This is a genomic window from Falsiroseomonas sp. CW058 (assembly GCF_050563535.1).
Lineage (GTDB): Bacteria > Pseudomonadota > Alphaproteobacteria > Acetobacterales > Acetobacteraceae > Falsiroseomonas.
In genome coordinates this window covers 16,075-36,790 of sequence record NZ_JBNXUO010000002.1, presented here as the reverse complement: position 1 = coordinate 36,790, position 20,716 = coordinate 16,075, and the positions used below count along the sequence as shown (strand labels likewise).

Sequence of the window (20,716 nt, the reverse complement as noted above, 5' to 3'; positions counted from 1 at the left end):
AGCCTAAGCCGCGCCGAGGGCGGCGATGATGCCCAGATCCTCCGGCGTCAGCATCGCGCGGTCCAGCCGTGCGGGCGCGGGGCCGGACGGCGCCTCGCGCCGGAAGGCCTGGTAGTAGGCGTCATTGCCGAAGCGCAGCGCCTGGTGCAGCGCGCTTTCATGGATCCAGCGCGCGGCGACGCGCGGCATGATGGAGTAGCGGAGCGTGTCGTCCGGCAGCACCAGCCGGCCGCGTTCCGCCGCGCGGATCAGCGCCTCTCGCCGCAGCGGCTTGCCCAGTTCGGCGGCGATGTCAGGCAGGTGCAGCAGGCAGGCCTGCACCTTCAGCGACAGCTTCTGGTTGGCTGCCCGCGCCGTCTCCTCCGGCGCCACCGCGTCCGGCGGCACTTCGAGCGCGGCCAGCACGCCCCCCACCACGTCGCTGCCGCGCCGGTAGACCACCGGACGGATGCGGCAGCTGCGGAGCTGTTCCAGGGCGCAGAGCGCGCCGAAGAAACTCTCGGCCCAACGGTCCCGGCGCGCCAGGTATTCGTCGAAGCTCTCGCGGGTCTCCCCCACCTTCACCGAATGGAGGTACATCGACTCGAAGAACTCGTCGATGCGGCGCAGGCAGATCACCATGTCGACCTGGCCCGCAGCCGACAACGCATGCGTGAACCGGTCCAGGATGCGGACACGGTCGGAACTGATGAGGTTGGTTAGCGACTCGGTGGAGAGCACGACATGCCCGGCGCCGGTCCCGGTCACCGCCTGCACCACCTCGGCCGCCAGCCCGTCCGCCTCGGCCAGCCCCTCCGCCAGCAGCCGCGCGCCCAGCATGTGATGCGCGATGCCTTCCTCGTTCCGCCAGCCGGGCGGGTAGAGCACCCCGCGCGCCGCCAGGTCGGACGCACTGGAATGCAGGCGCTGCTGCAGGCTGGTCGTCCCGGTCTTGGGCATGCCCACATGCAGGTGGAACCTCATCGGCCTTCCCCGGCGGTCCGGGGCGGCGTGCCGGGGCACCTTCGGCTTTCCGCGACCTGCGCGCCCGTCACCATGACTCCATGCCTTTCCTGTCCGCCCTGCATACCCTTCGGGAGGGACACCGCCATGATACAGGCGGTGCCACGACCGCCAAAGGGGGCCACCCACCCAGGGCGAACCAGCTGATGCATGTTGCGATATCGCAATACAACTTCCGGTAGGGAGAGCCTGGGCGCATGATGGCGCCCGATACGCGTCAGGATGATATGCATGAAGCCGAGGACAGGCCCGCTCTACCGGATGGGAGCCACGCTCGAATTCGGGCCGGAGGCGTCGGGGCTGCCCTTCCTCGCCGGTGGATGGTCGGTGCCGGAGCAGGCCGGCTATACCTGGTCGGACGGGCCGGAAGCCGTGTTGCTCCTCGCTGTGGCCCAGCCCGCGCGAGATGCCGCCTGCACGCTTGAGCTGATGCCCTTCACCGTGCCCGGCATCCTGCCCCAGCAGGAGGTGGAATTCTTCTTCAATCACTACCGCGTGGGTTATGCTGAGCTGGCGGCAGGCCGGCAGCCTGTCTCGCTCTACCTCCCGCGGGAACTCTTCATGCTGCGAACCGCCATCCTGACACTGAACATCCGCACGGCCCGGTCGCCGCATGCGCTGGAGATGAGCGCGGATCGGCGTCGCCTCGGCGTCGCGCTGTGGTCCTTCCAGATCGCCCCCGTCGCATGAGCGACCTGCTCCCCCTCCGCAGCCGCCGCCCCGCCCGGCCCGACCCGGTGGTGGAGGCCGCCGCCCCTCCCCTCGCATCCGACGCGGCGGAGCCCTCCCCTGCTCTCCGGGCGGCGCCGGAGGAACCACCGCCGCCCACCCCTGCCCCGCGCCCGCACGGGCTGGTCGAAGGCTGGACCGAGAGCAGCGTCTGGGGCTGGGCGATCGACCCCTCCGCGCCGCATGAACCCGTCTCGGTCGAGTTGTGGGACGGGGAACAGTTGATCGTCCGGCTGCGGGCCGACATCTACCGCCCGGACATCGAGGTGGGCGGCCGCCCGGGCGCGGTCTGCGGCTTCTCCCTGCCGCTGCCGCAGCACCTGCTGACCGGCGCGCGCCACGTCCTGCACCTTCGCATCGCCGGCCAGTCGGAGGACATGGGCAATTCTCCCCTGGTCTTCGACGGCGGTCGCCCGCCAATCGCGTGGGACGACTTCGTCGCGCTGCTGCCGAAGGTGGAGGAACGCGCCGCCCAGGCGACCTCCGCCGCCGCGATGAAGGAACTGATGGGGCCGGTGATGGGCGCCCTCGGCGGCCTGCTGCCGCGCTACCTCGACCTGGCGGAACAGGCGGGGCAGGACCGCGGGGAAGCCGCGCTCGACCTCGCCTTCTCCTATTCCGACCGGATCGGCGAGTTGCTGGCGGACATGCAGCGGCGCTACCCGCGCCTGTCCTTCCCCGCCTTCGACAAGCCGGAGGTCAGCATCGTCATCCCGGTCTACGGGAAGTTCGCCTACACCTACCAGTGCCTCGCCTCCATCCTGAAGGCGCTGCCCCGCACCTCCTTCGAGGTGATCGTGGTGGACGACTGCTCGCCGGACGAGACGATCTTCACCCCCACCGTCGCCTCGGGGGTGCGCTACATCCGCGCGGCGAGGAACGGCGGCTTCATCGCCTCCTGCAACGCCGGCGCGGCGGCCGCGCGCGGGCGCTTCCTGCTGTTCCTCAACAACGACACCGAGGTGAAGGAACGCTGGCTCGACGCACTGCGCGACACCTTCGACGACCAGCCGGAAGCGGGCCTCGTCGGCTCCAAGCTCGTCTTCCCCGACGGGTCGGTGCAGGAAGCGGGGGGCATCATCTGGCGGCTCGGCGACGGGTGGAACTACGGCCGCGGCTCCCAGCCCGACGACCCGCGCATCAGCTACCTGCGGGAGGTCGACTACGTCTCCGGCGCCTCCATCATGGTGCCGAAGGCGCTGTTCGACGAGCTGGGCGGCTTCGACACGCATTACGCCCCGGCCTATTACGAGGACACGGACCTCGCCTTCCGCATCCGCAAGGCGGGCCGCAAGGTGTTCTACCAGCCGCTTTCCGCCCTGGTTCACCATGAGGGCATCACCTCGGGCACCGACGTGAAGGGCACCGGCGCGAAGCGCTACCAGCTGGTCAACGGCCGCAAGTTCTTCGACCGCTGGCGCGACGTGCTGTCCGCCCACCGCCTCAACGGCCGCGAGCCGGAGCTGGAGAAGGAGCGCGGCGTCGCGCTGCGCGTGCTGTTCATCGACGAGACGACGCCGACGCCGCTCGAGGATGCCGGGTCGGTCGCGGCGGTGGCGCATATGCGGGCGATGCAGAAGCTCGGCGCCAAGATCACCTTCGTGCCGTCCGACAACATGGCGCATCTCGGCGAGGTGACGGAGGCGCTGCAGCGCATCGGCGTGGAATGCCTGCACGCACCCTGGTTCTGGTCGGTCGAGGAGGTGATCCGCAAGCGCGGGGCGGAGTTCGACGCCGTCTACCTCCACCGCTACGTCAACGCCTTCAAGTATGCCGGCGTGGTCCGCGCCGCGATGCCGAAGGCGCAGATCATCTATTCGGTGGCCGACCTGCACCACATGCGGCTGGAACGCGAGGCCGCTGTCACCGGCTCCGCCGAGACCGCGGCGAAGGCCGCCGAGATGAAGGCGCGGGAGCTGACGGCGCTCGGCATGGCGGACCAGGTGATCGTCCATTCCACCCATGAGGGCGGCTACCTTTCCGGCATCGTGCCGGACGGGCGCCTGAACGTGATCCCCTGGATCGTCCCGGCCCGCCCCGGCCCGCGCGGCTTCGCGGACCGCCACGGCATCGCCTTCCTCGGCGGCTATCGCCACCCGCCCAATGTCGACGCGGTGGAGGTCTTCGTGCGGGAGATGATGCCGCATCTCCGCCGCCTGCTGCCCGGCGTGATGTTCCACGTCGTCGGCAGCCACATGCCGCCGAGCTTCCATGAACTGGCCGCACCCGACGTGGTGCTGGACGGTTTCGTGGCCGATCTCGGCGGCTACCTCGACCAGCGGCGGCTGACCGTCGCGCCGCTGCGCTACGGCGCCGGGGTGAAGGGCAAGGTGCTGGAGAGCATGGCCCGCGGCGTGCCCTGCGTGGCGAGCTCCATCGCCGCCGAGGGCATGGGCCTCACCCATGGCGAGGACATCGCCATGGCGAACGAGCCGGAAGCCTTCGCCGGCGCCGTCGCCTGGCTGTACCAGGACGAGGCGGTCTGGAGCCGGGTGCGGCAGGGCGGGATCGACTACATCGGGCGCAGCTGTTCCGAACAGGCGGTGGTCGGCCGCTTCGCCGAGCTGTTCGGGCGGATGCGCGCCGGCTGACCCCGCCTGGCGCGGCCCCGGTTCCCGCCGGGGTCCGCCTGTGCCAGTTTCCCCGCACCTGAAGGCATTGCGGGAGAAGCGCATGTATCCGGACGTCCAGCTCCACATCGCCGGCCAGTGGCGCGCCGCCGAAGGCGGCCGCAGCCTGCCCGTGCTCAACCCCGCGACCGAGGAGGTGATCGGCCAGGTCGCCCACGCCTCGAAGGCCGACCTGGACGAGGCGCTGGAAGCCGCGGCCCGGGGCTTCGCCACCTGGCGGAAGGTCTCGGCCTATGACCGCTCGAAGCTGATGCGCAAGGCCGCCGACATCTTCCGCGCCCGCGCGGACGAGACGGCGCGGCTGCTGACGCTGGAACAGGGCAAGCCGCTGGCGGAAGCGAAGGTGGAGGCGCTGGCCGCCGCTGACATCATCGACTGGTTCGCCGAGGAGTCGCGCCGCGCCTATGGACGCGTCGTCCCCGCCCGGGCCGAGGGCATCTACCAGCTGGTGGTGAAGGAGCCGGTCGGCCCCGTCGCCGCCTTCACGCCCTGGAACTTCCCGATCAACCAGGTGGTCCGCAAGCTGTCCGCCGCGGTCGCCACCGGCTGCTCCATCATCGTCAAGGCGCCGGAGGAGACGCCCGCCTCCCCCGCCGCGCTGATCCGCGCCTTCGTGGATGCCGGCATCCCGGCGGGCGTGGTGAACCTCGTCTTCGGCATCCCGGCCGAGATCAGCGAATACCTCATCCCCCACCCGGTCATCCGCAAGGTGACCTTCACGGGCAGCACGCCGGTGGGCAAGCAGCTCGCGGCGCTTGCCGGGCAGCACATGAAGCGGGTGACGATGGAGCTCGGCGGCCATGCGCCGGCGATCGTCTTCGACGATGCGGATCTCGACCTCGCGGCGAAGACCCTGGCGGGCGCCAAGTTCCGCAATGCCGGGCAGGTCTGCGTCTCCCCCACGCGGTTCCTCGTGCAGGAGAAGCTGTACGCGCCCTTCGTCGAGAAGTTCGTGGCCATCAGCAAGGCGCTGAAGGTCGGCGACGGCATGGCGGAGGGCACGCAGATGGGCCCGCTGGCGCATGATCGCCGCATCCCCTGGATCGAGGGGCTGGTGGCCGATGCCCGCCAGAAGGGTGCCGAGGTCCATGCCGGCGGCGAGCGGATCGGCAACAAGGGCTACTACTACCAGCCCACCGTGCTGACCGGCGTCGGGAAGGACGCCCGGATGATGAACGAGGAACCCTTCGGCCCCCTCGCCATGATCGCGCCCTTCAAGGACTTCGACGAGGTGGTGGAGGAGGCCAACCGCCTTCCCTACGGCCTCGCGGCCTATGCCTTCACGCGCAGCGCCAAGACCGCGAATGCGGTGGCGGCGAAGGTGGAGACGGGGATGATGACCATCAACCATCTCGGCCTCGCCCTGCCGGAAGTGCCCTTCGGCGGCGTGAAGGACAGCGGCTACGGCTCGGAAGGCGGGTCGGAGGCGATCGAGGCCTACCTGAACACGAAATTCGTGACCCAGGCCGGGCTGTAGCGCCCGGCCCGCGGAGGCAGCAGACCGCGCGGCGGGGCGGCGCCCCGCCCGCGGATGGGGCAGGATGCCACGGAAGCGGGCAGGCGCGGCGGCGCCTGTCCCGCCGGGGCCGCGTGCCCCGCTGGTCCGGCGCTTGCTAGCCCCCCGGCACGCCCCATCGCCGGAGACCGCCCATGCGCCGCCGTGACGCCCTCGCCCTCCTCGCCGCGCCCGCGGCCGGCCTTGCCGCACCGGCTGTGCATGCGCAGGCGCTGGTCGATATCCGCTTCTCGCTCGACTGGTCCTTCCAGGGGCCGCAGGCGGCGTTCCTGCTCGCGCTCGACCGCGGCTATTTCCGTGAGGCAGGGCTCAACGTCACGATGGACCGCGGCTTCGGCTCGGGCGACGTGCCGGTGAAGATCAGCTCCGGCGCCTATGACGTCGGCGTCGCGGACCTGAACCCCACCATCCGTATGCGCCTGGAACGGCCCGAGGTGGACCTGTTCACCCCCTTCATCATCTACGACGCCACCGCGCTGGCGGTGATGACGCTGCGGCGGGAGGGCATCCGCACCCCCGCCGACCTGGCCGGCAAGACCATCGCGGCGCCGGAAAGCGATGCCGGCCGCCAGCTTTTCCCCGCCTTCGCCCGCGCCGCCGGGATCGACCCCGCAGGGGTGCGGTGGCAGTCCGTCACGCCGCAGCTGAGGGAGCCGATGCTGGCGCAGGGCCGGGCCAACGCCATCACCGGCTTCATCACCTCCGGCATCTTCTCGCTGCGCGGCCTCGGCGTGCCGGAAGCGGACATCGTCTCGCTCCTGTTCAGCGACGTGGGCGCGGATTTCTACGCCACCTCGCTGATCACCACCCGCCGCTTCGCCCGCACGCAGCCCCGCGCCGTCACCGGCCTGATCCGCGGCCTGGTCCGCGCGCAGTACGACAGCCTGGCCGACCCGCAGGCGGCCATCGTCAACATGCGCCGGCGGGAGCCGCTGACCGACGTGCCGCTGGAGACGGAGCGGCTTCGCATGTCGCTCGAACGCCTGACCTTCACCCCGCATGTGCGCCGCAACGGCTTCGGCCAGGTGGACACCGCCCGGCTGCAACGGTCCATCGACATGGTGCGGGGGGCCTTCGGCATCTCGCATCCGATGGCGGCGTCGGATATCTACGACCCCTCCTTCCTCCCCCCGGCCGGCGACCTGCGCCTGGCCTGACGCACGAGGCCCGGCATGGCGCTTCCCACCCGCTACTGGCAGGACCTGCCCTGGCCCGCCTTCCGGGACCTGCCGGCGAACACGGTGGCGGTCCTGCCGGTGGCGAGCATCGAGCAGCACGGCCCGCACCTGCCCGTCGCGGTGGACACCACCATCGGCAACGGCGTCGTCGCCGAGACGCTCGGGGTGCTGCCGGCCGACTGCCCGGTGCTGGTGCTGCCGACGCAATGCGTCGCGCTCTCGGTCGAGCATCTTCGCTTCCCCGGCACGCTGACGACCTCGGCCGAGACGCTGCTGGCGCTGGTCACCGACATCGGCGCCAGCGTGGCCCGCGCCGGGGTGCGGCGGCTGGTTTTCTGCAACAGCCATGGCGGGAATGTCGCGGTGCTGGACATCGCGGCGCGGCGGTTGCGGATCGAGCACGACATGCTGGTGGTCAACGCCATGTGGGCCCGCATGGGCAAGCCGGATGCGCTGCGCGACGCGGTGGAGGGCACGTACGGCATCCATGCCGGGCGGGACGAGACGAGCGTGATGCTGGCGCTGACCCCCGACCTCGTGCGGATGGACCGGGCGCGGAACTTCGTGAGCCGCTGGCAGGGCGCGGCCAATGCCGCGCCCGCGCTGCACCCGCAGGCGGGCGCGCCGCTCGCCTGGCAGGCGCAGGACCTCCAGCCGGCCGGCGCGGTCGGCGATGCCTCCGCCGCCACCGCCGCGATCGGGCGGCAGCTGCTGGACCATGCGGCGGCGCGGATGAGCGCGCTGTGGCAGCAGGTCGCCGCCTTCGATGTGGAAGGCTGGCTCGCCAACGGACCCGACGCCCATGTCTGACATCGCGGCACTCGCCGCCGCCCTCGACGGCATCGAGACCAGCGCCGACCGCGCGCTGCTGCGGCTGAAAAGCCGCGACTTCTATTGGTACAGCCCGATCCTGAAGAAGCAGCTCGACGGGAAGTCGGCCGAGCTGATCGCCCGCCCGAAGGACGAGGCGGAGGTGCTGCGCATCCTCGGCGCCTGTCGTGCGGCGCGCGTGCCGGTGACGGTGCGCGGCGGCGGGACGGGCAATTACGGGCAATGCGTGCCGCTCCAGGGCGGCGTCCTGCTCGACATGACGGCGATGGCCGCGCCGCTGTCCATCGCCGATGGCGTGGTGGAGGTGGAGTGCGGGGCGAAGATGATCGACCTCGACCTCTGGTGCCGCGACCGGGGGTGGGAACTGAAGCTCTGGCCCTCCACCAAGCGCACGGCGACGATCGGCGGATTCGTCGCCGGCGGCGGCGCGGGGGTGGGCGGGATCGCGCATGGCACGCTGCGCGAACGCGGCAACCTGCTGGGCGCGCGCATCGCCACCATGCAGGACCCGCCGCGCATCCTCGACCTGGAAGGGGACGAGGCGGCGCCGGTCAACCGCACCTATGGCACGACGGGGGTGATGACGCGCATCCGCCTGCCGCTGACGCCGGCGCAGGACTGGCGCGACGTGGCGATCGCCTTCCCAGATTTCGTCCCGGCATCCCGCTTCGCGCTCGCCCTCGCCTTCGCCGACGGCATCCCGAAGAAGATGTGCGCCGTCTTCGACAGCCAGCTGCCGCCCTTTTTCAAGGGCATCGCGGAAGCCGTGCCGGCCGGGCACGCGCTGGTGCTGGCCATGGTCGCGCCGTCCGCCCTCCGCGCGCTGCGCGACCTGGCGCGGGAGCATGGCGGGATGGTGGTGGCCGAGCAGGACACGGTGGCCGCGGAACGCGACGGCGACGCGACGCCCTTCTACGAATACTGCTGGAACCATACGACGCTGCAGGTGCTGAAGCGCGACCGCGGCGTCACCTACCTGCAATGCCGCTTCCCCTTCGAGGACACGTTGAAGGCCGTGGAGGCCGTGCGCATCCCCTTCGGCGACGAGGTCTGGATGCACACGGAATGCGTCCGCTTCGGCGGCCGCACCACCATGACCGCCCTTCCCGTGGTCCGCTGGACCACGCCCGAACGGCTCTACGAGATCATCGCCGCATTCGAGGCGCAGGGCATCGCCATCGCCAACCCGCATGTCCTGACCATCGAGGAAGGCAGCAACTACCGCCGCGTCCCCGGCGACCAGCTCGGCTTCAAGCGGATGGCCGATCCGCTCGGCCTGCTGAACCCCGGCAAGATGCGCGACTTCACCATCGAGGATGCCGCCGCATGACCGTCGCCAAGGTGATGGAGGCCATGCCCGGCCTCGCCTGGACCACCGATCCCGCGCTGGTGCGGCAGAAGTCGCGGGACTTCTTCTGGTATTCGCCGGTGCTGAAGCGCCAGTTGAACAAGGTGACCGGCGAAGCCGTGGTGACGCCGCGCGACGAGGCGGAACTGCGCGCGCTGCTCGCCGCCGCCCATGCCCATGGCGTGCCGGTCACGCCGCGCGGCGCGGGCACCGGCAACTACGGCCAGGCGATGCCTCTGCGCGGCGGCATCGTGCTGGAGATGACGGCCTTCGACCGCCTGCTCTGGGCGAAGCCCGGCGTCATGCGGGCGGAAGCGGGCTGCAAGCTCATCGACCTCGACGCCCGGCTGAAGCGGGAGGTGGGCGGGGAACTGCGCTTCCACCCCTCCACCCGCCGCACCGCCACGCTCGGCGGCTTCATCGCCGGCGGCTCCTCCGGCATCGGCAGCACCAGCTGGGGCATCCTGCGTGAGCCAGGGAACATCCTCGGCCTCAAGGTCATGACGATGGAGGCCGAGCCGCGCGTGCTGGAACTGCGCGGCCCGGACATCCAGAAGGCGAACCACGCCTATGGCACCAACGGCGTGATCACCGAGCTGGAGATGCCGCTCGCCCCCGCCTGGGACTGGGTCGATGTGGTGGTGGCCTTCCCGACGCTGACGGCCGCCGCCCGCTTCGCCGACAGCTTCTGCCGGATGGACGGGGTCGCGAAGAAGCTGGCCTGCGTGGTGCCGGCGCCGATCCCGCAGCAGCACTTCAAGGCCTGGGGCGCCAGGGTGCCGGCCGGGCATTCCGTGGCGCTGCTGATGGTCGCGCCGCCCTTCCTGGAACTGCTCCCCTCCCTCGTCGCCAGCCATGGCGGCGCCGAGATCCTGCGCGAGCCGTCGGACGAGGCGGAGGTGCCGCTCTACGAGCATTCCTGGAACCACACGACGCTGCAGGTCCTCAAGACCGACAAGTCCATCACCTATCTCCAGACGCTGTTCCCCGCGCCGAACCACCTCGACCTCATCGCGAGGCTGGAGCGGATGTTCGGCGAGGAGGTGCTGCTGCACCTGGAATTCGTCCGCTTCGGCGGCACCGTCTGCGCCTTCGGGCTGCAGGTGGTGCGTTTCACGGACGAGGAACGCCTGGCCGAGATCATCCGTCTGCACGAGGAAGCCGGCGCGCCCATCTTCAACCCGCACACCTTCCTGCTGGAGGATGGCGGCATGAAGCGCGTGGACGAGGCGCAGCTGGCCTTCAAGCGCGAAGCCGACCCGAAGGGCCTGCTGAACCCCGGCAAGATGGCCGCCTGGGACGACCCCGACTGGAAGCCGGGCAAGGCGCAGTCCGTGCATCTGTACGAGACGGACTACGAGGCGCCGGCCGAGGTGCTGGAATAGCGCCCGGTCCGCGAAGGCGGAATCGCCGGAGCGGTGAACCGGCCGCCACGGGCGGCGCTACCCGTTCAGGTAGAGCCGCTGGATCGCGTCGCCCAGCTCGACGTTGCGGTCGATCTGCGCCGTCAGCCAGGCGTGCAGGCCTTCCGCCATCACCGCCTCGATCCCGCCGCTCCGCAGGGCGGCGTGGATCTCGCCCGCGATGCGCTGCGGCTCGCCCCGCCGCCCGCCGCTCCGCTCCGCGATGCGGTCCAGCGCCCGCGCCACGCGGGCGTGGCAGGACAGCAGGCTGCGCGGCAGTTCCGGGCGGAACACCAGCAGTTCCGCCACCAGCGGCGCCTGCAGCCGCGCATGATACACCCACTGATAGGCCCGCAGCGCCGAGACGGACCGCAGCAGCGCCTGCCATTCGGCGTAGGCGACGGCGCCTTCCGCCCCCTCTCCCGACAAGGCGCGGTGCTTCGCATCCAGCAGCCGCGCGGTGTTGTCCGCGCGTTCCAGCATCACGCCGAGATGCACGAACAGCCAGCCGTCGTCGCGCAGCATCGTGTCCGCCGCCGCGCCGTTGAACAGCAGCGTGCGCGCACGCACCCAGTCGAGGAAGCCCGGCAGGCGGTCCTCCTCCGTCGCGCCCGCGGCGCGGCTTCGCATCTCGCGCCAGGTGTCGTTCAGCGCCTCCCACATGTCCACCGTCAGCGCGGTGCGCACGGCGCGGCCGTTGCGGCGCGCGGCCTCGATGCAGTTGGCGATGGAGGAGGGGTTGCCGTCGTCCAGCGCCAGCCATTGGATCACCTTCTCCGCCGTCGGCGGCTGGCCCGTGGCGCGGAAGCCCGGCTCGCTCCCCGTGGCGACGAGGAGCTGGCGCCATTCGTCCTGCCCGCCGCCGAGGCTGCCGGCCAGGCCGGCCATGCGCAGCGCCACCTGCATGCCGCGCGCCAGGTTGCCCGCGCGTTCGGTGTAGCGGCCCATCCAGAACAGGCTGTCGGCGGTGCGGGAGAGCATGCGCCTCAGCCCTGCGACTGCGACGGCCGCGCGGCCTGCCGCGCCGGCGGGTCGTCCACCACCCAGGTGTCCTTGGTGCCGCCGCCTTGAGACGAGTTCACCACCAGCGATCCCTCCCGCAGCGCCACCCGCGTCAGCCCGCCGGGCACGATCCGGACCTCGCGTCCCATCAGCACATAGGGGCGCAGGTCCACATGGCGCGGCGCCATCGCGTCGCTCGCCAGCGTCGGCACGGTGGACAGAGCGAGGGTGGGCTGCGCGATGTAGTCGGCGGGCCTCGCCGCGATGCGGCGCGCGAACTCCTCCCGCTGCGCCGCCGTGCTGTGCGGCCCGACGAGCATGCCGTAGCCGCCCGACCCGCGCGCCAGCTTCACCACCAGGCTGTCGAGGTTGGCCAGCACATGCGCCCGGTCCTCATCCCGCTCGCACAGGAAGGTCGGCACGTTGGACAGGACCGGTTCCTCGGCCAGGTAGAAGCGGATCATCTCCGGCACGTAGGGATAGACCGCCTTGTCGTCGGCGATCCCGGTGCCCGGCGCATTGGCCAGGGTGACGTTGCCGGCGCGATAGGCGGCGAAGATGCCGGGCACGCCCAGCATGCTGTCCGGCCGGAAGACCCGGGGGTCGAGGTAGTCGTCGTCCACCCGGCGGTACAGCACGTCCACCCGCCTCGGCCCGGCGGTGGTGCGCATGAGCACCACGTCGTCCTGCACGAGCAGGTCGGCGCCCTCTACCACCTCCACGCCCATCTCGTCGGCCAGGAAGCAGTGCTCGTAATAGGCGCTGTTGAAATGGCCGGGCGTCAGGATGGCGACGCAGGGATTGCCGCGGCAGTTGGGCGGCGCCGCTTCCTTCAGCGTCTCCAGCAGTTCCTCCGGATAGTGGCCGACGGGGGCGAGGCGGTGGTCCGAGCAGAGGCCCGGGAACAGCCGCAGCATCGCCTCGCGGTTCTCCAGCATGTAGGACACGCCGGACGGCGTGCGGCAATTGTCCTCCAGCACGCAGAACTCCTCCGCGCCGGTGCGGACCAGGTCGATGCCGGAGATGTGGGTGTAGACCTCGGCGGGCGGCACGAAGCCGGCCATCAGCGGCTGGTAGGCCTCGTTCCCCAGCACGAGCGCGGCGGGGATGCGGCCCGCCTTCAGGATGTCCTGCCGGCCATAGACATCGGCCATGAACATGTTGAGCGCCTTCGCGCGCTGCGTCAGCCCGCGCGCCAGCCGGTCCCATTCGGACCGCGCCAGGATGCGCGGGATGGGGTCGAAGGGAATCAGCCGTTCCGGGTCGCCGCCTTCGCCATAGACGGCGAAGGTGATGCCGACGCGGCGGAACAGCGCCTCCGCCTCGGTCCGCTTGGCCGCCAGCGCCGAAAGCCCGTGCGCCTTCAGCCAGGCCTCGATCACGGCATAGGTGGGGCGCACCCCGTCCGCTCCGTGCATCTCGTCGAATGCGTCGATCCGCTGGTCCACGGTCGTTGCCGCCGCCCCCTGTCCCTGCAACGACCTAGCCGCAAAGCCGCCGGGCTAGAAAGGGGTCGGGGCGCCGTGGAACCGCCGCGCCGGCGGGCATCTGCCCGCCTTTCAGGCAGGCGGCAGCCGCCGGTGCCAATCCGTGTCGCGCTGGAAGGCATCCGCCGCGCGCAGCACCGCCGCTTCGCCGAAGGGCCGCCCGGCGAGTTGCAGCCCCACCGGCAGGCCCGCGCGGTCGAAGCCGCAGGGCAGCGAGACGACGGGCAGGCCGAGATAGTTGAAGGGCCGCGTGTTGACCGAACAGCCCATGAAGCGCCCCCAGTTCGCCACCGGGTCCGCGTCCACATCCGTCTCGGCCAGGGTCGGCACCGGGCCGCGCAGCGTGGGCGTCGCCACCAGCGCGCCCGCGCCTTCGAAGGCGTCGGCGCAGAAGCGCCGCAGCAGCGGCCCGCGCAGCGACAGCGCCTCGATGTAGAGATGCGCGGGCACGGCGAAGCCCGGATGCAGCCGCCCGCTGAGATGGGCGGCGTAGTCGCCCGCGCGGTGGCGCATCCATTCGGCATGGATCGCCGCGGCCTCGGCCCGCGCGAGGAGGGCGTTGCAGGCGTGCACCGCCCGCATCGCCGGGACCGAGACGCGGCGGATGCGCGCACCGCGCGCGGCCAGCACGGCCAGCGCGGCTTCGAAGGGCGCCACCACCTCCTCCGCGGCGCTGTCCAGGAACTCCTCCACCACCGTCACGGCAACCCCGCGGATGTTGCCGTCCAGCGCGGCCTCGGCGTCCGGCACGGGCCGGCGTGCGCTGGTCGGGTCGCGCGGGTCGTGGCCGGCGATGGCGCCGAACAGCCGCGCCGCATCGCGCGCGCTGCGGACCAGAGGGCCCACATTGTCGCAGGAGAAGGACAGCGGCATCACCCCGGCACGGGACACGCGCGTCTGTGTCGGCTTCAGCCCCGTCACGCCGCACATCGCCGCCGGCAGCCGGATCGAGCCCCCGGTGTCGGAGCCGAGCGCACCCCAGACCAGCCGCCCCGCCACCGCCGCGCCGGAGCCGGAGGAGGAGCCGCCGGTGCAATGCGGCAGGCTCCACGGGTTGTGGCAGTCGCCGTGATGGCGGTTGTGCCCGGTCGGGTTCTGCGCGAATTCCGCCATGTTGAGCGTGCCGAGGTCGATCGCCCCGGCCGCGTCCAGCCGCTCCAGCACGGTGGCCGTGGTGTCGGGGCGGAAGTCGCGGCGGATGGCACTGCCGCAGCCGCTGACCTCGCCGGCGCGGTAGAACATGTCCTTGTGCATCAGCGGCACGCCGTGCAGGGGGCCGGGCGGGGCACCGGCGCGCAGGGCCGCATCGGCGGCGGCTGCGGCGCGCAGCCCGCGCTCCGCCTCCAGCCGCACCACCGCGTTCAACGCCCCCGCACGCCCGATGCGGTCCAGCGCGGCCCGCACCAGCTCCGTCGCGGTCACCTCGCCCCGCGCCACCGCCTCCGCCGCCTCCACCAGGCCAAGCTCGTGCAGCGCGCCGGCCGCGGCGGCGCGGGGCGGCGGGGCGCCGGGGCGGGCGGCCGGGGCGGGCTCGGCCTCCTCGGCCAGCGCGGCCTCGAAGCCGGAGGGCTCGTCCTCGAAGCGCAGCAGGCCGCGGATCGCCGCCAGCTCGCGGACCAGGTGCGGCATGTCGGCCAGCGCCTGCGCCGCTGCGGCATTCGGCAGCGCCACGCCGGACCAGGCGCGCACGCCCTGTTCCATCAGCCGCGTCAGGTCCGCGTCGCGCATCAGCCCGTGGTCCCCCGGACGTCCCCCGCGATCTCGCGGATCAGCTTGGCGCGCATGGCGCGCGCGAAGTCGCGCCGGTCCTCGGCGCGCAGGACGAAGGCGCCCGGCCCGCCGATCACGCCGCGCTCATAGGCCGCGGCCAGCACGCCGTCGCGCCAGGCGGACCCCGCCTCGATCGCCAGCCCGTTGATGGTGATGCCCTGCGCCACCGCCAGGTCCCGCGCCTCCGGCGCCGGCAGGCGGGAGCGCATGTCGGGCCCGTCGCCCGAGACGTCGATCGTCCGCTCCCCGGCCGCCCAGGGCGCGGCGGCGATCAGCTGCGCCGCATGCAGGATGGCGTCGCCGATGGCGTTGAAGGACTGGCGGGACCGCGGCGCATCGCGCATCGCGCCCGCCGCCGCCGCGGCCCCCGCCGCATCGGCCACGCGCATCCAGTCCACCACCGTCGCCGCGCCGCCCGGCGAGCCCCATTCCACCATCGCCACCCCGATCGCCCCCCGCGGCTTCGACCGGATGGCCGCCAGCACGGCGGGATGCGACAGAGCCTCCGCGATGCCCTCGCGCTGGAGGGCGAATTCGTCGGCGTCGATGCTGCCGGAGGCATCGACGGCCAGCACCAGCAGCAGGTCCACCGCCGCACCCTGCGCGGCGGCGGGGGCGGCCATCAGCGGCGCGGCGAGCAGCGCCCGGCGGCGCATCAGCCCGCGATCGCGTAGGCCGGGCGGCGCGGGTCGGCGCCGGCGCGGATCAGCCCCGCCGCCGGGTCGGACAGCACCACCTCGACGCTGCCGGCGAGCCAGGTCCAGTCCGGCCAGTCCTTCACCCCATGGCCCAGCGCCGCCAGCGCGTCGCGCGTCGCCTGCGGGATGCGGCCTTCGACGGCGAGGCGGCCGGGGAAATACTCGTAGGGCGCGAAGGAGGACGGGAAGGAATAGCTGGCCACCCGCGGCGCCTCGATCGCCTCCTGCACCTCCATGCCGAAATGCAGGATATTCAGCATCACCTGCAGCATCGCCTGGATCTGCACGTCGCCGCCCGGCGTGCCGAAGGGCATCACCCCGCCGTCGCGCGTTACCACCATCGCCGGGTTCGGCGTCAGCCGCGGCCGCTTGCCCGGCGCGACGCCGGCGGGATGCGCGGGGTCGGGCCGGCTCTGCGACCCGCGGCCGGAGACGACAAGGCCAGTACCCGGGATCACCGGGATGTTCCAAGACCCGTCGGAGGGCGTGGCGCTGAACGCATTCCCCCAGCGATCCACCACCGCGACATAGGAGGTGTCGGCCTCCACCTTCGGCAGCGCCGCCGCGCTTGCCGGTGGCAGGGCGGTGCCGCGGCCGAGGATGGGCTCCGGCATCCCCGGATGGGCGCGCCGCGGATCGACATCCGCGGCGCGCGCCGCGACATGCGCATCGGACAGCAGATCGTCGATCGGCACCTGTCCGAAGGCGGGGTCGGTGAAGTGGTATTCGCGGTCCGCCAGCGCGGCCTTCAGCGCCTCCGTGATGCGGTGCAGATACGCCGGCGAGTTGTGCCCGAGGCCGTCGAGCCCGAGCCGCTCCGCGATCAGCAGCGCCTCGACCAGCGCGGGGCCCTGGCACCAGGGACCGCAGGCGATCACCTCATGCCCGCGCCAGCGTCGCGTCACCACCGGCTCGATGCGGGAACGGTACTCCGCCAGGTCCTCGGCCGCCATGAAGCCGCCCTCGGCCCCGATGTGGCGCACGATCTCCCGCGCCAGGTCGCCGCGGTAGAAGGCAGCGCGCGCCGCCTCCAGTCCCGCCGCGCGGCCGCGCCCGGCGGCCCGCCGCTCCTCCTCCACCATGTAGGACAGGCTGCGCGCCAGGTCCTCCTGCACGAAGCGCGCGCCGAGATCCGGCACGCGGCCGCCGGGCAGGAAGATCGCGGCGTTCTGCGGCCAGCGGCGGTACTCCGCCTCATGCGCCGCGATGCTCTCGCGCAGCAGCGGATAGACGGCGTAGCCCTCCGCGGCGTAGCGGATGGCGAAGCGCGCGACATCGCCGAAGCCCATCGTGCCGTGTCGTTCCAGCGCGGTGATCCACGCATCGGGCGCGGCCGGCACCACCATGCGCCGCACGCCGGACGGCATCTGCCCGCCATGCTCGCGCATGAAGACATCGGGCGGCGTGGCGCGCGGCCAGTGGCCGAGGCCGGCGATGCTCTCCACCCGGCCTTCCGCCGTGCGGATCAGGATGGGCGCGACCCCCGCGACGCTGACCAGGTCCGGCTGCAGCACGCCCAGCGCGAGGCCCGCCGCGACGCCCGCATCCACCGCATTGCCGCCGGCTTCCAGGATGGCATGGCCCGCCGAGGCCGCGAGGTAGTGACCCGCGCTGACCGCGTGGCGCGTGCCGCAGATGGTGGGACGTGTGCTCATCGCGAACCTCGCTGCGGGGGCGCCCGGTCCGGGCCGCCGCAGCGTCCGGCCCGGGGGGCCCGCTGTCAATCGCGCATCGGCGGGTCCATGCTGCGCCGATCACCCGCCGGAGGACCCATGACCGAGCCACCGATCCTGCTGACGCGCGACGCCCGCGGCATCGCCCATGTCACGCTGAACCGCCCCGCGCGCGGCAACGCCTATGACGGTGCGATGCTGGCGGCGCTCACCGAGGGGCTGGAGGGCCTGGCCGGGGACGGGACCCTGCGCGCGCTGGTGATCCGCGGCGCGGGGCGCCACTTCCAGGCCGGCGCAGACCTCGACTGGCAGGCGAGCATGACCGGCGCGCCGCCCGAACAGGCCTATGCGGCCTCGATGGGCACCACGCGGGCGATGAAGCTGCTGAACGAATTCCCGCGCCCGACCTTCGCGCTGATCCGCGGCGCCTGCTTCGGCGGCGGCGTCGGCATGGTGTGCTGCGTCGATGTCGCGCTGGCGACGCCCGAGGCGAGCTTCGGCATCACCGAGGTGCGGGTCGGCGTCGCGCCCTCCCCCATCTCCACCCACATGGTCAACGCGCTCGGCCTGCGCCAGGCGCGGCGCTATGCGCTGACCGGCGAGCGGTTCGACGCCGCCGAGGCGCTGCGCATCGGCCTGGTGCACGAGGTGGTGCCGGCGGAGGCGATCGAGGCGCGGCTGGACCACATCCTGGCGGAAACCCTGCTCTCGGCGCCGAATGCGACGGCGGTGGCCAAGCGGTCGCTGCTGGAGGCGAACGGCGTCACCCTCGACGGGCGGGCGATGATGGCGCTGGCGCATGAAAGCTGGGCGCAGCGCGCCAGCGCGGAAGCGAGGGAGGGGCTGTCCGCCTTCCGCGAGAAGCGGAAGCCGGGCTGGGCGGGGTAGCGCCGGGAACCTTGGCTGCGGCGGCGCATTCGCCGCACCATGCCCGACGACCTTCCCCCCCTGCCCCGCCACGGCGCGCCCGAGCTGCGCGGCATCCGGATCGACGCCTACAGCACGGACCTGCCGGTCGGCGACGGCCAGCTCGGCGACCGCGCCAGCCACCGCGCCTTCGATGCCATCCTGGCCGAATGGCGCCGGCGGCTGGTGCGGGGCGGCGGCCAGGACCCCTTCGGCGACGCCCCGCAGGAGGAAGTCCCGCGCGAGGCGCTGGACGCCGCGCTGGCCGGCGGCGCGCCGGAAGCGGCGGGGCTGGTGCAGGGCGCGATCGAGGATTTCGCGCGCAACCTCGCCGGTGTCATCCGCCGCTTCCTCGCCCTGCCGGAATGGCGGGGCACGCAGCGCGTCGTCGTCGGCGGTGGCTTCCGCTCGACCAGGATTGGCGAGATCGCGCTCGGTCGCGCCGGCGTGCTGCTGAAGACCGAGGGCGTGGGCGTGACCGTCGCCCCCATCCGCCACGACCCGGACGAGGCCGGGCTGATCGGCGGCGCACGGCTGCTGCCGGCGCGGCTGCTGGCCGAGGCCGATGCGGTGCTGGCGGCCGATCTCGGCGGGACCTCCTTCCGCGCCGGGGTGGTGCTGCCCCGGCTCGGCGTGCGGGGCGACATGGCGGCCGCCGGGGCGTGGAAGCCGGAACGGTGGCGCCATGGACGCACCCGCGTGCATCGCGACCAGGCGGTGGCGCGCCTCGCCGCGCTGCTGGCCGGGCGCGCGCGCGAGGCGAGGGCCGCCGGCTTCCACCTTGCGCCGGTGGCCGCGGTCTGCGCCCCGGGCGTGATCGCGCCTGATGGCCGCATCCGCCGCGGGGCCGAGAACCTGCCCGGCGACTGGCAGGCCGAGGACTTCCACCTGCCGACCGCCCTGGCCGCCGCCCTCGCCGAGGAGGGCGAGGCGGGGATGGAGGTGCTGCTGCACAACGACGCGGTGGCGCAGGGCCTGTCGGAAGCGCCCTTCCAGCGCGACGTGGCACGCTGGGCGGTGCTGACGATCGGCACCGGGCTCGGCAATGCCCGCTTCACCAACCTTCCGTCACGGGGGTGACGCCCGGCGGCCCGCCAGCGCCCGCACGCAGTCGGTAAAGGCCGCGAGGTCCGACCAGCGCGCGGCCGCCGGCACGTCGCGCCGCACCAGCAGGCCGCCGGCCTCGTGGATGCCGCCGTCGATCATCAGGTTGTCGGCGAGGCCGAAATCCTCCACCGCCATGTCCTCGGCATCCCGCCAGCGCCCCGCGGCGTCTCGGCGCAGCGCGGGGCCGAGGAAGCCGAGCGTCCGCGGCACGAAATCCGCCGCCACGTTGGAATACCCCGCCACCGCCCTGCCGAGCGCCCGCATGAAGCCGAGCTCGTAGACAGTCCCCGCATCGGCCGACGGCCCGCGGAAGGGCGTGAGGTTGGCGATGATGCCGTCCGCGTCGCGCATATGCGCCTCGTTCCGGCGGTAGATCCACAGCCAGGGCGGCACCTCCCCGCCGGCCGGGTGATCGGGATGGACGTCCACCGGGAAGATGCCGGTCAGGCCATGCGCGGCGCAGATCGCCCGCTTGCGTTCGGCCATCGCCAGGGCATCGGGCAGGAAGACGTCGGGGCCGGCGAGATACACCTTCATGCCGCGACTTTGCCCGACCGGGGCCGGGTTGCGGAATGGGGGGCTTGCCGCCGCCGGCCGGGGCTGGGCGCAATAGCGCGTCAGTCGGGGTGCCCATGGACCTTCAGGCCGAGTACGACAACCGCGCGCGCGTGCCGGACCACCCGCGCCACCTGGCCGCCTGGCAGCGCGACGCCGCCGCCTGGCGCGAGGCCTGCCCGCGGGCGGAACTCGCCCTGTCCTATGGCGAGGGGGAGCGCGAGGCGCTGGACCTGTTCCACCCGGCGGCGGCGGGGGACGCGCCGCTGGCGATGTTCATCCATGGCGGCTACTGGCAGGCGCTGGACCGCAGCTTCGCGAGCCACTGCGCGCGCGGGCTGAACGGGCGGGGCTTCGCGGTGGCGGTGCCGTCCTACGACCTGTGCCCGGCGGCGACGCTGGGCGGGATCGTCGGGCAGCTGCGCGACGCCGCCGCCTTCCTGTTCCGCCGCCACAGGCGCCGAATCCTCGCGGTGGGCCATTCCGCGGGCGGCCACCTGGCGGCGATGCTGCTCGGGACCGACTGGCGCGGCCTCGACCCTGCCCTGCCTGCGGACCTGGTGGCCGCCGCGCTGCCGGTCTCCGGCGTGTTCGAGATCGAGCCCCTTCTGGGCACCACCATCGGCGCGGCCCTGCGCCTGACACCAGCGGAGGCCCGCGCCCTTTCGCCGCGCTTCCTGCCCTCCCCCCGCCGTCCGCTGCACTGCCTGGTGGGCGGGGCGGAAAGCGGCGAGTTCCTGCGCCAGAGCCGCGACTTCGCCGCCGCCTGGGGCGGCACCTTCGAGTCCGCACCCGGCGCCGACCACTTCACGGTGATCGCGCCCTTCGCCGACCCGGCGAGCGCGATCGTTGCCCGTGCGGCGGCACTTGCGCCGCCCTGA

17 protein-coding genes are annotated in these 20,716 nt (G+C 72.7%); 10 read left to right on the top strand and 7 right to left on the bottom strand.

The window, feature by feature from the left end; all coding sequences use genetic code 11:
* Positions 1-3: 3 nt before the first annotated feature.
* Entirely contained in the window at positions 4-963 is a 960-nt protein-coding gene (locus tag ACK8OX_RS01935) for a hypothetical protein (protein WP_430662230.1), read from the bottom strand.
* Positions 964-1,233: 270 nt separating this feature from the next.
* Between ACK8OX_RS01935 and ACK8OX_RS01930 the strand changes: the two genes are divergently transcribed.
* The 7 genes from ACK8OX_RS01930 to ACK8OX_RS01900 all read left to right on the top strand — a co-directional run bounded on the left by ACK8OX_RS01930 (position 1,234) and on the right by ACK8OX_RS01900 (position 10,619).
* A complete protein-coding gene (locus ACK8OX_RS01930) occupies positions 1,234-1,692 on the top strand; it encodes a hypothetical protein (RefSeq protein WP_430662229.1) in 459 nt (152 codons plus the stop codon).
* Positions 1,689-4,322 (top strand): glycosyltransferase, encoded by a 2,634-nt coding sequence (locus ACK8OX_RS01925; protein WP_430662228.1) that lies wholly within the window; start codon positions 1,689-1,691, stop codon positions 4,320-4,322. Before ACK8OX_RS01930 ends, ACK8OX_RS01925 begins: the two co-directional genes overlap by 4 nt.
* Before the next feature lie 82 nt (positions 4,323-4,404).
* The gene (locus tag ACK8OX_RS01920) at positions 4,405-5,838 is read left to right on the top strand and encodes an NAD-dependent succinate-semialdehyde dehydrogenase (RefSeq protein ID WP_430662227.1); all 1,434 of its coding nucleotides are present in this window, start codon (positions 4,405-4,407) and stop codon (positions 5,836-5,838) included.
* Positions 5,839-6,011: 173 nt separating this feature from the next.
* Positions 6,012-7,034, top strand: a complete 1,023-nt coding sequence (locus tag ACK8OX_RS01915) for an ABC transporter substrate-binding protein (RefSeq protein WP_430662226.1) — start codon at positions 6,012-6,014, stop codon at positions 7,032-7,034.
* Between the two features lie 15 nt (positions 7,035-7,049).
* Positions 7,050-7,865 (top strand): creatininase family protein, encoded by an 816-nt coding sequence (locus tag ACK8OX_RS01910; RefSeq protein ID WP_430662225.1) that lies wholly within the window; start codon positions 7,050-7,052, stop codon positions 7,863-7,865.
* Complete coding sequence (locus ACK8OX_RS01905; protein ID WP_430662224.1) at positions 7,858-9,216, top strand: FAD-binding oxidoreductase; 1,359 nt, start codon at positions 7,858-7,860, stop codon at positions 9,214-9,216. Before ACK8OX_RS01910 ends, ACK8OX_RS01905 begins: the two co-directional genes overlap by 8 nt.
* Positions 9,213-10,619 carry an FAD-binding oxidoreductase gene (locus tag ACK8OX_RS01900; RefSeq protein WP_430662223.1) on the top strand — a complete coding sequence of 469 codons (1,407 nt, stop codon included), beginning with the start codon at positions 9,213-9,215 and terminating at the stop codon, positions 10,617-10,619. Before ACK8OX_RS01905 ends, ACK8OX_RS01900 begins: the two co-directional genes overlap by 4 nt.
* Positions 10,620-10,676: 57 nt before the next feature.
* Here the strand turns inward: ACK8OX_RS01900 and ACK8OX_RS01895 are convergent, their stop codons facing one another.
* The 5 genes from ACK8OX_RS01895 to ACK8OX_RS01875 form a co-directional block, all read right to left on the bottom strand.
* Entirely contained in the window at positions 10,677-11,618 is a 942-nt protein-coding gene (locus tag ACK8OX_RS01895; protein WP_430662222.1) for an alpha-E domain-containing protein, read from the bottom strand.
* Positions 11,619-11,623: 5 nt separating this feature from the next.
* Positions 11,624-13,087 carry a circularly permuted type 2 ATP-grasp protein gene (locus ACK8OX_RS01890; protein WP_430662221.1) on the bottom strand — a complete coding sequence of 488 codons (1,464 nt, stop codon included), beginning with the start codon at positions 13,085-13,087 and terminating at the stop codon, positions 11,624-11,626.
* A gap of 111 nt (positions 13,088-13,198) precedes the next feature.
* Complete coding sequence (locus tag ACK8OX_RS01885) at positions 13,199-14,854, bottom strand: amidase (protein ID WP_430662220.1); 1,656 nt, start codon at positions 14,852-14,854, stop codon at positions 13,199-13,201.
* Complete coding sequence (locus tag ACK8OX_RS01880; protein WP_430662219.1) at positions 14,854-15,552, bottom strand: DUF1194 domain-containing protein; 699 nt, start codon at positions 15,550-15,552, stop codon at positions 14,854-14,856. Before ACK8OX_RS01880 ends, ACK8OX_RS01885 begins: the two co-directional genes overlap by 1 nt.
* Entirely contained in the window at positions 15,552-17,249 is a 1,698-nt protein-coding gene (locus tag ACK8OX_RS01875) for a gamma-glutamyltransferase family protein (RefSeq protein WP_430662218.1), read from the bottom strand. The genes ACK8OX_RS01880 and ACK8OX_RS01875 overlap by 1 nt, the downstream gene beginning before the upstream one ends.
* A 117-nt stretch (positions 17,250-17,366) precedes the next feature.
* Between ACK8OX_RS01875 and ACK8OX_RS01870 the strand changes: the two genes are divergently transcribed.
* Entirely contained in the window at positions 17,367-18,155 is a 789-nt protein-coding gene (locus ACK8OX_RS01870; RefSeq protein ID WP_430662217.1) for an enoyl-CoA hydratase-related protein, read from the top strand.
* A gap of 39 nt (positions 18,156-18,194) precedes the next feature.
* On the top strand, positions 18,195-19,253 hold the full coding sequence (locus tag ACK8OX_RS01865; protein ID WP_430662216.1) for a hypothetical protein: 1,059 nt from the start codon (positions 18,195-18,197) through the stop codon (positions 19,251-19,253).
* On the opposite strand, the gene ACK8OX_RS01860 is transcribed toward ACK8OX_RS01865, so the two are convergent.
* The gene (locus tag ACK8OX_RS01860; protein ID WP_430662215.1) at positions 19,242-19,817 is read right to left on the bottom strand and encodes a nucleoside 2-deoxyribosyltransferase; all 576 of its coding nucleotides are present in this window, start codon (positions 19,815-19,817) and stop codon (positions 19,242-19,244) included. The two genes, ACK8OX_RS01865 and ACK8OX_RS01860, sit on opposite strands and share 12 nt — an antisense overlap.
* Positions 19,818-19,912: 95 nt before the next feature.
* Here ACK8OX_RS01860 and ACK8OX_RS01855 point away from each other — a divergent pair, with 95 nt between their 5' ends.
* Positions 19,913-20,716 (top strand): alpha/beta hydrolase, encoded by an 804-nt coding sequence (locus ACK8OX_RS01855; protein ID WP_430662508.1) that lies wholly within the window; start codon positions 19,913-19,915, stop codon positions 20,714-20,716.

What these genes read in the sequence shown, in the direction of transcription:
- ACK8OX_RS01870 (WP_430662217.1), top strand. Translation starts at nt 17,367, where the DNA reads ATGACCGAGCCACCGATCCTGCTGACGCGCGACGCCCGCGGCATCGCC.
- ACK8OX_RS01905 (WP_430662224.1), top strand. Translation starts at nt 7,858, where the DNA reads ATGTCTGACATCGCGGCACTCGCCGCCGCCCTCGACGGCATCGAGACC.
- ACK8OX_RS01900 (WP_430662223.1), top strand. Translation starts at nt 9,213, where the DNA reads ATGACCGTCGCCAAGGTGATGGAGGCCATGCCCGGCCTCGCCTGGACC.
- ACK8OX_RS01915 (WP_430662226.1), top strand. Translation starts at nt 6,012, where the DNA reads ATGCGCCGCCGTGACGCCCTCGCCCTCCTCGCCGCGCCCGCGGCCGGC.
- ACK8OX_RS01880 (WP_430662219.1), bottom strand. Translation starts at nt 15,552, where the DNA reads ATGCGCCGCCGGGCGCTGCTCGCCGCGCCGCTGATGGCCGCCCCCGCC.
- ACK8OX_RS01920 (WP_430662227.1), top strand. Translation starts at nt 4,405, where the DNA reads ATGTATCCGGACGTCCAGCTCCACATCGCCGGCCAGTGGCGCGCCGCC.
- ACK8OX_RS01930 (WP_430662229.1), top strand. Translation starts at nt 1,234, where the DNA reads ATGAAGCCGAGGACAGGCCCGCTCTACCGGATGGGAGCCACGCTCGAA.
- ACK8OX_RS01875 (WP_430662218.1), bottom strand. Translation starts at nt 17,249, where the DNA reads ATGAGCACACGTCCCACCATCTGCGGCACGCGCCACGCGGTCAGCGCG.
- ACK8OX_RS01885 (WP_430662220.1), bottom strand. Translation starts at nt 14,854, where the DNA reads ATGCGCGACGCGGACCTGACGCGGCTGATGGAACAGGGCGTGCGCGCC.
- ACK8OX_RS01935 (WP_430662230.1), bottom strand. Translation starts at nt 963, where the DNA reads ATGAGGTTCCACCTGCATGTGGGCATGCCCAAGACCGGGACGACCAGC.
- ACK8OX_RS01925 (WP_430662228.1), top strand. Translation starts at nt 1,689, where the DNA reads ATGAGCGACCTGCTCCCCCTCCGCAGCCGCCGCCCCGCCCGGCCCGAC.
- ACK8OX_RS01855 (WP_430662508.1), top strand. Translation starts at nt 19,913, where the DNA reads ATGGACCTTCAGGCCGAGTACGACAACCGCGCGCGCGTGCCGGACCAC.
- ACK8OX_RS01865 (WP_430662216.1), top strand. Translation starts at nt 18,195, where the DNA reads ATGCCCGACGACCTTCCCCCCCTGCCCCGCCACGGCGCGCCCGAGCTG.
- ACK8OX_RS01910 (WP_430662225.1), top strand. Translation starts at nt 7,050, where the DNA reads ATGGCGCTTCCCACCCGCTACTGGCAGGACCTGCCCTGGCCCGCCTTC.
- ACK8OX_RS01895 (WP_430662222.1), bottom strand. Translation starts at nt 11,618, where the DNA reads ATGCTCTCCCGCACCGCCGACAGCCTGTTCTGGATGGGCCGCTACACC.
- ACK8OX_RS01860 (WP_430662215.1), bottom strand. Translation starts at nt 19,817, where the DNA reads ATGAAGGTGTATCTCGCCGGCCCCGACGTCTTCCTGCCCGATGCCCTG.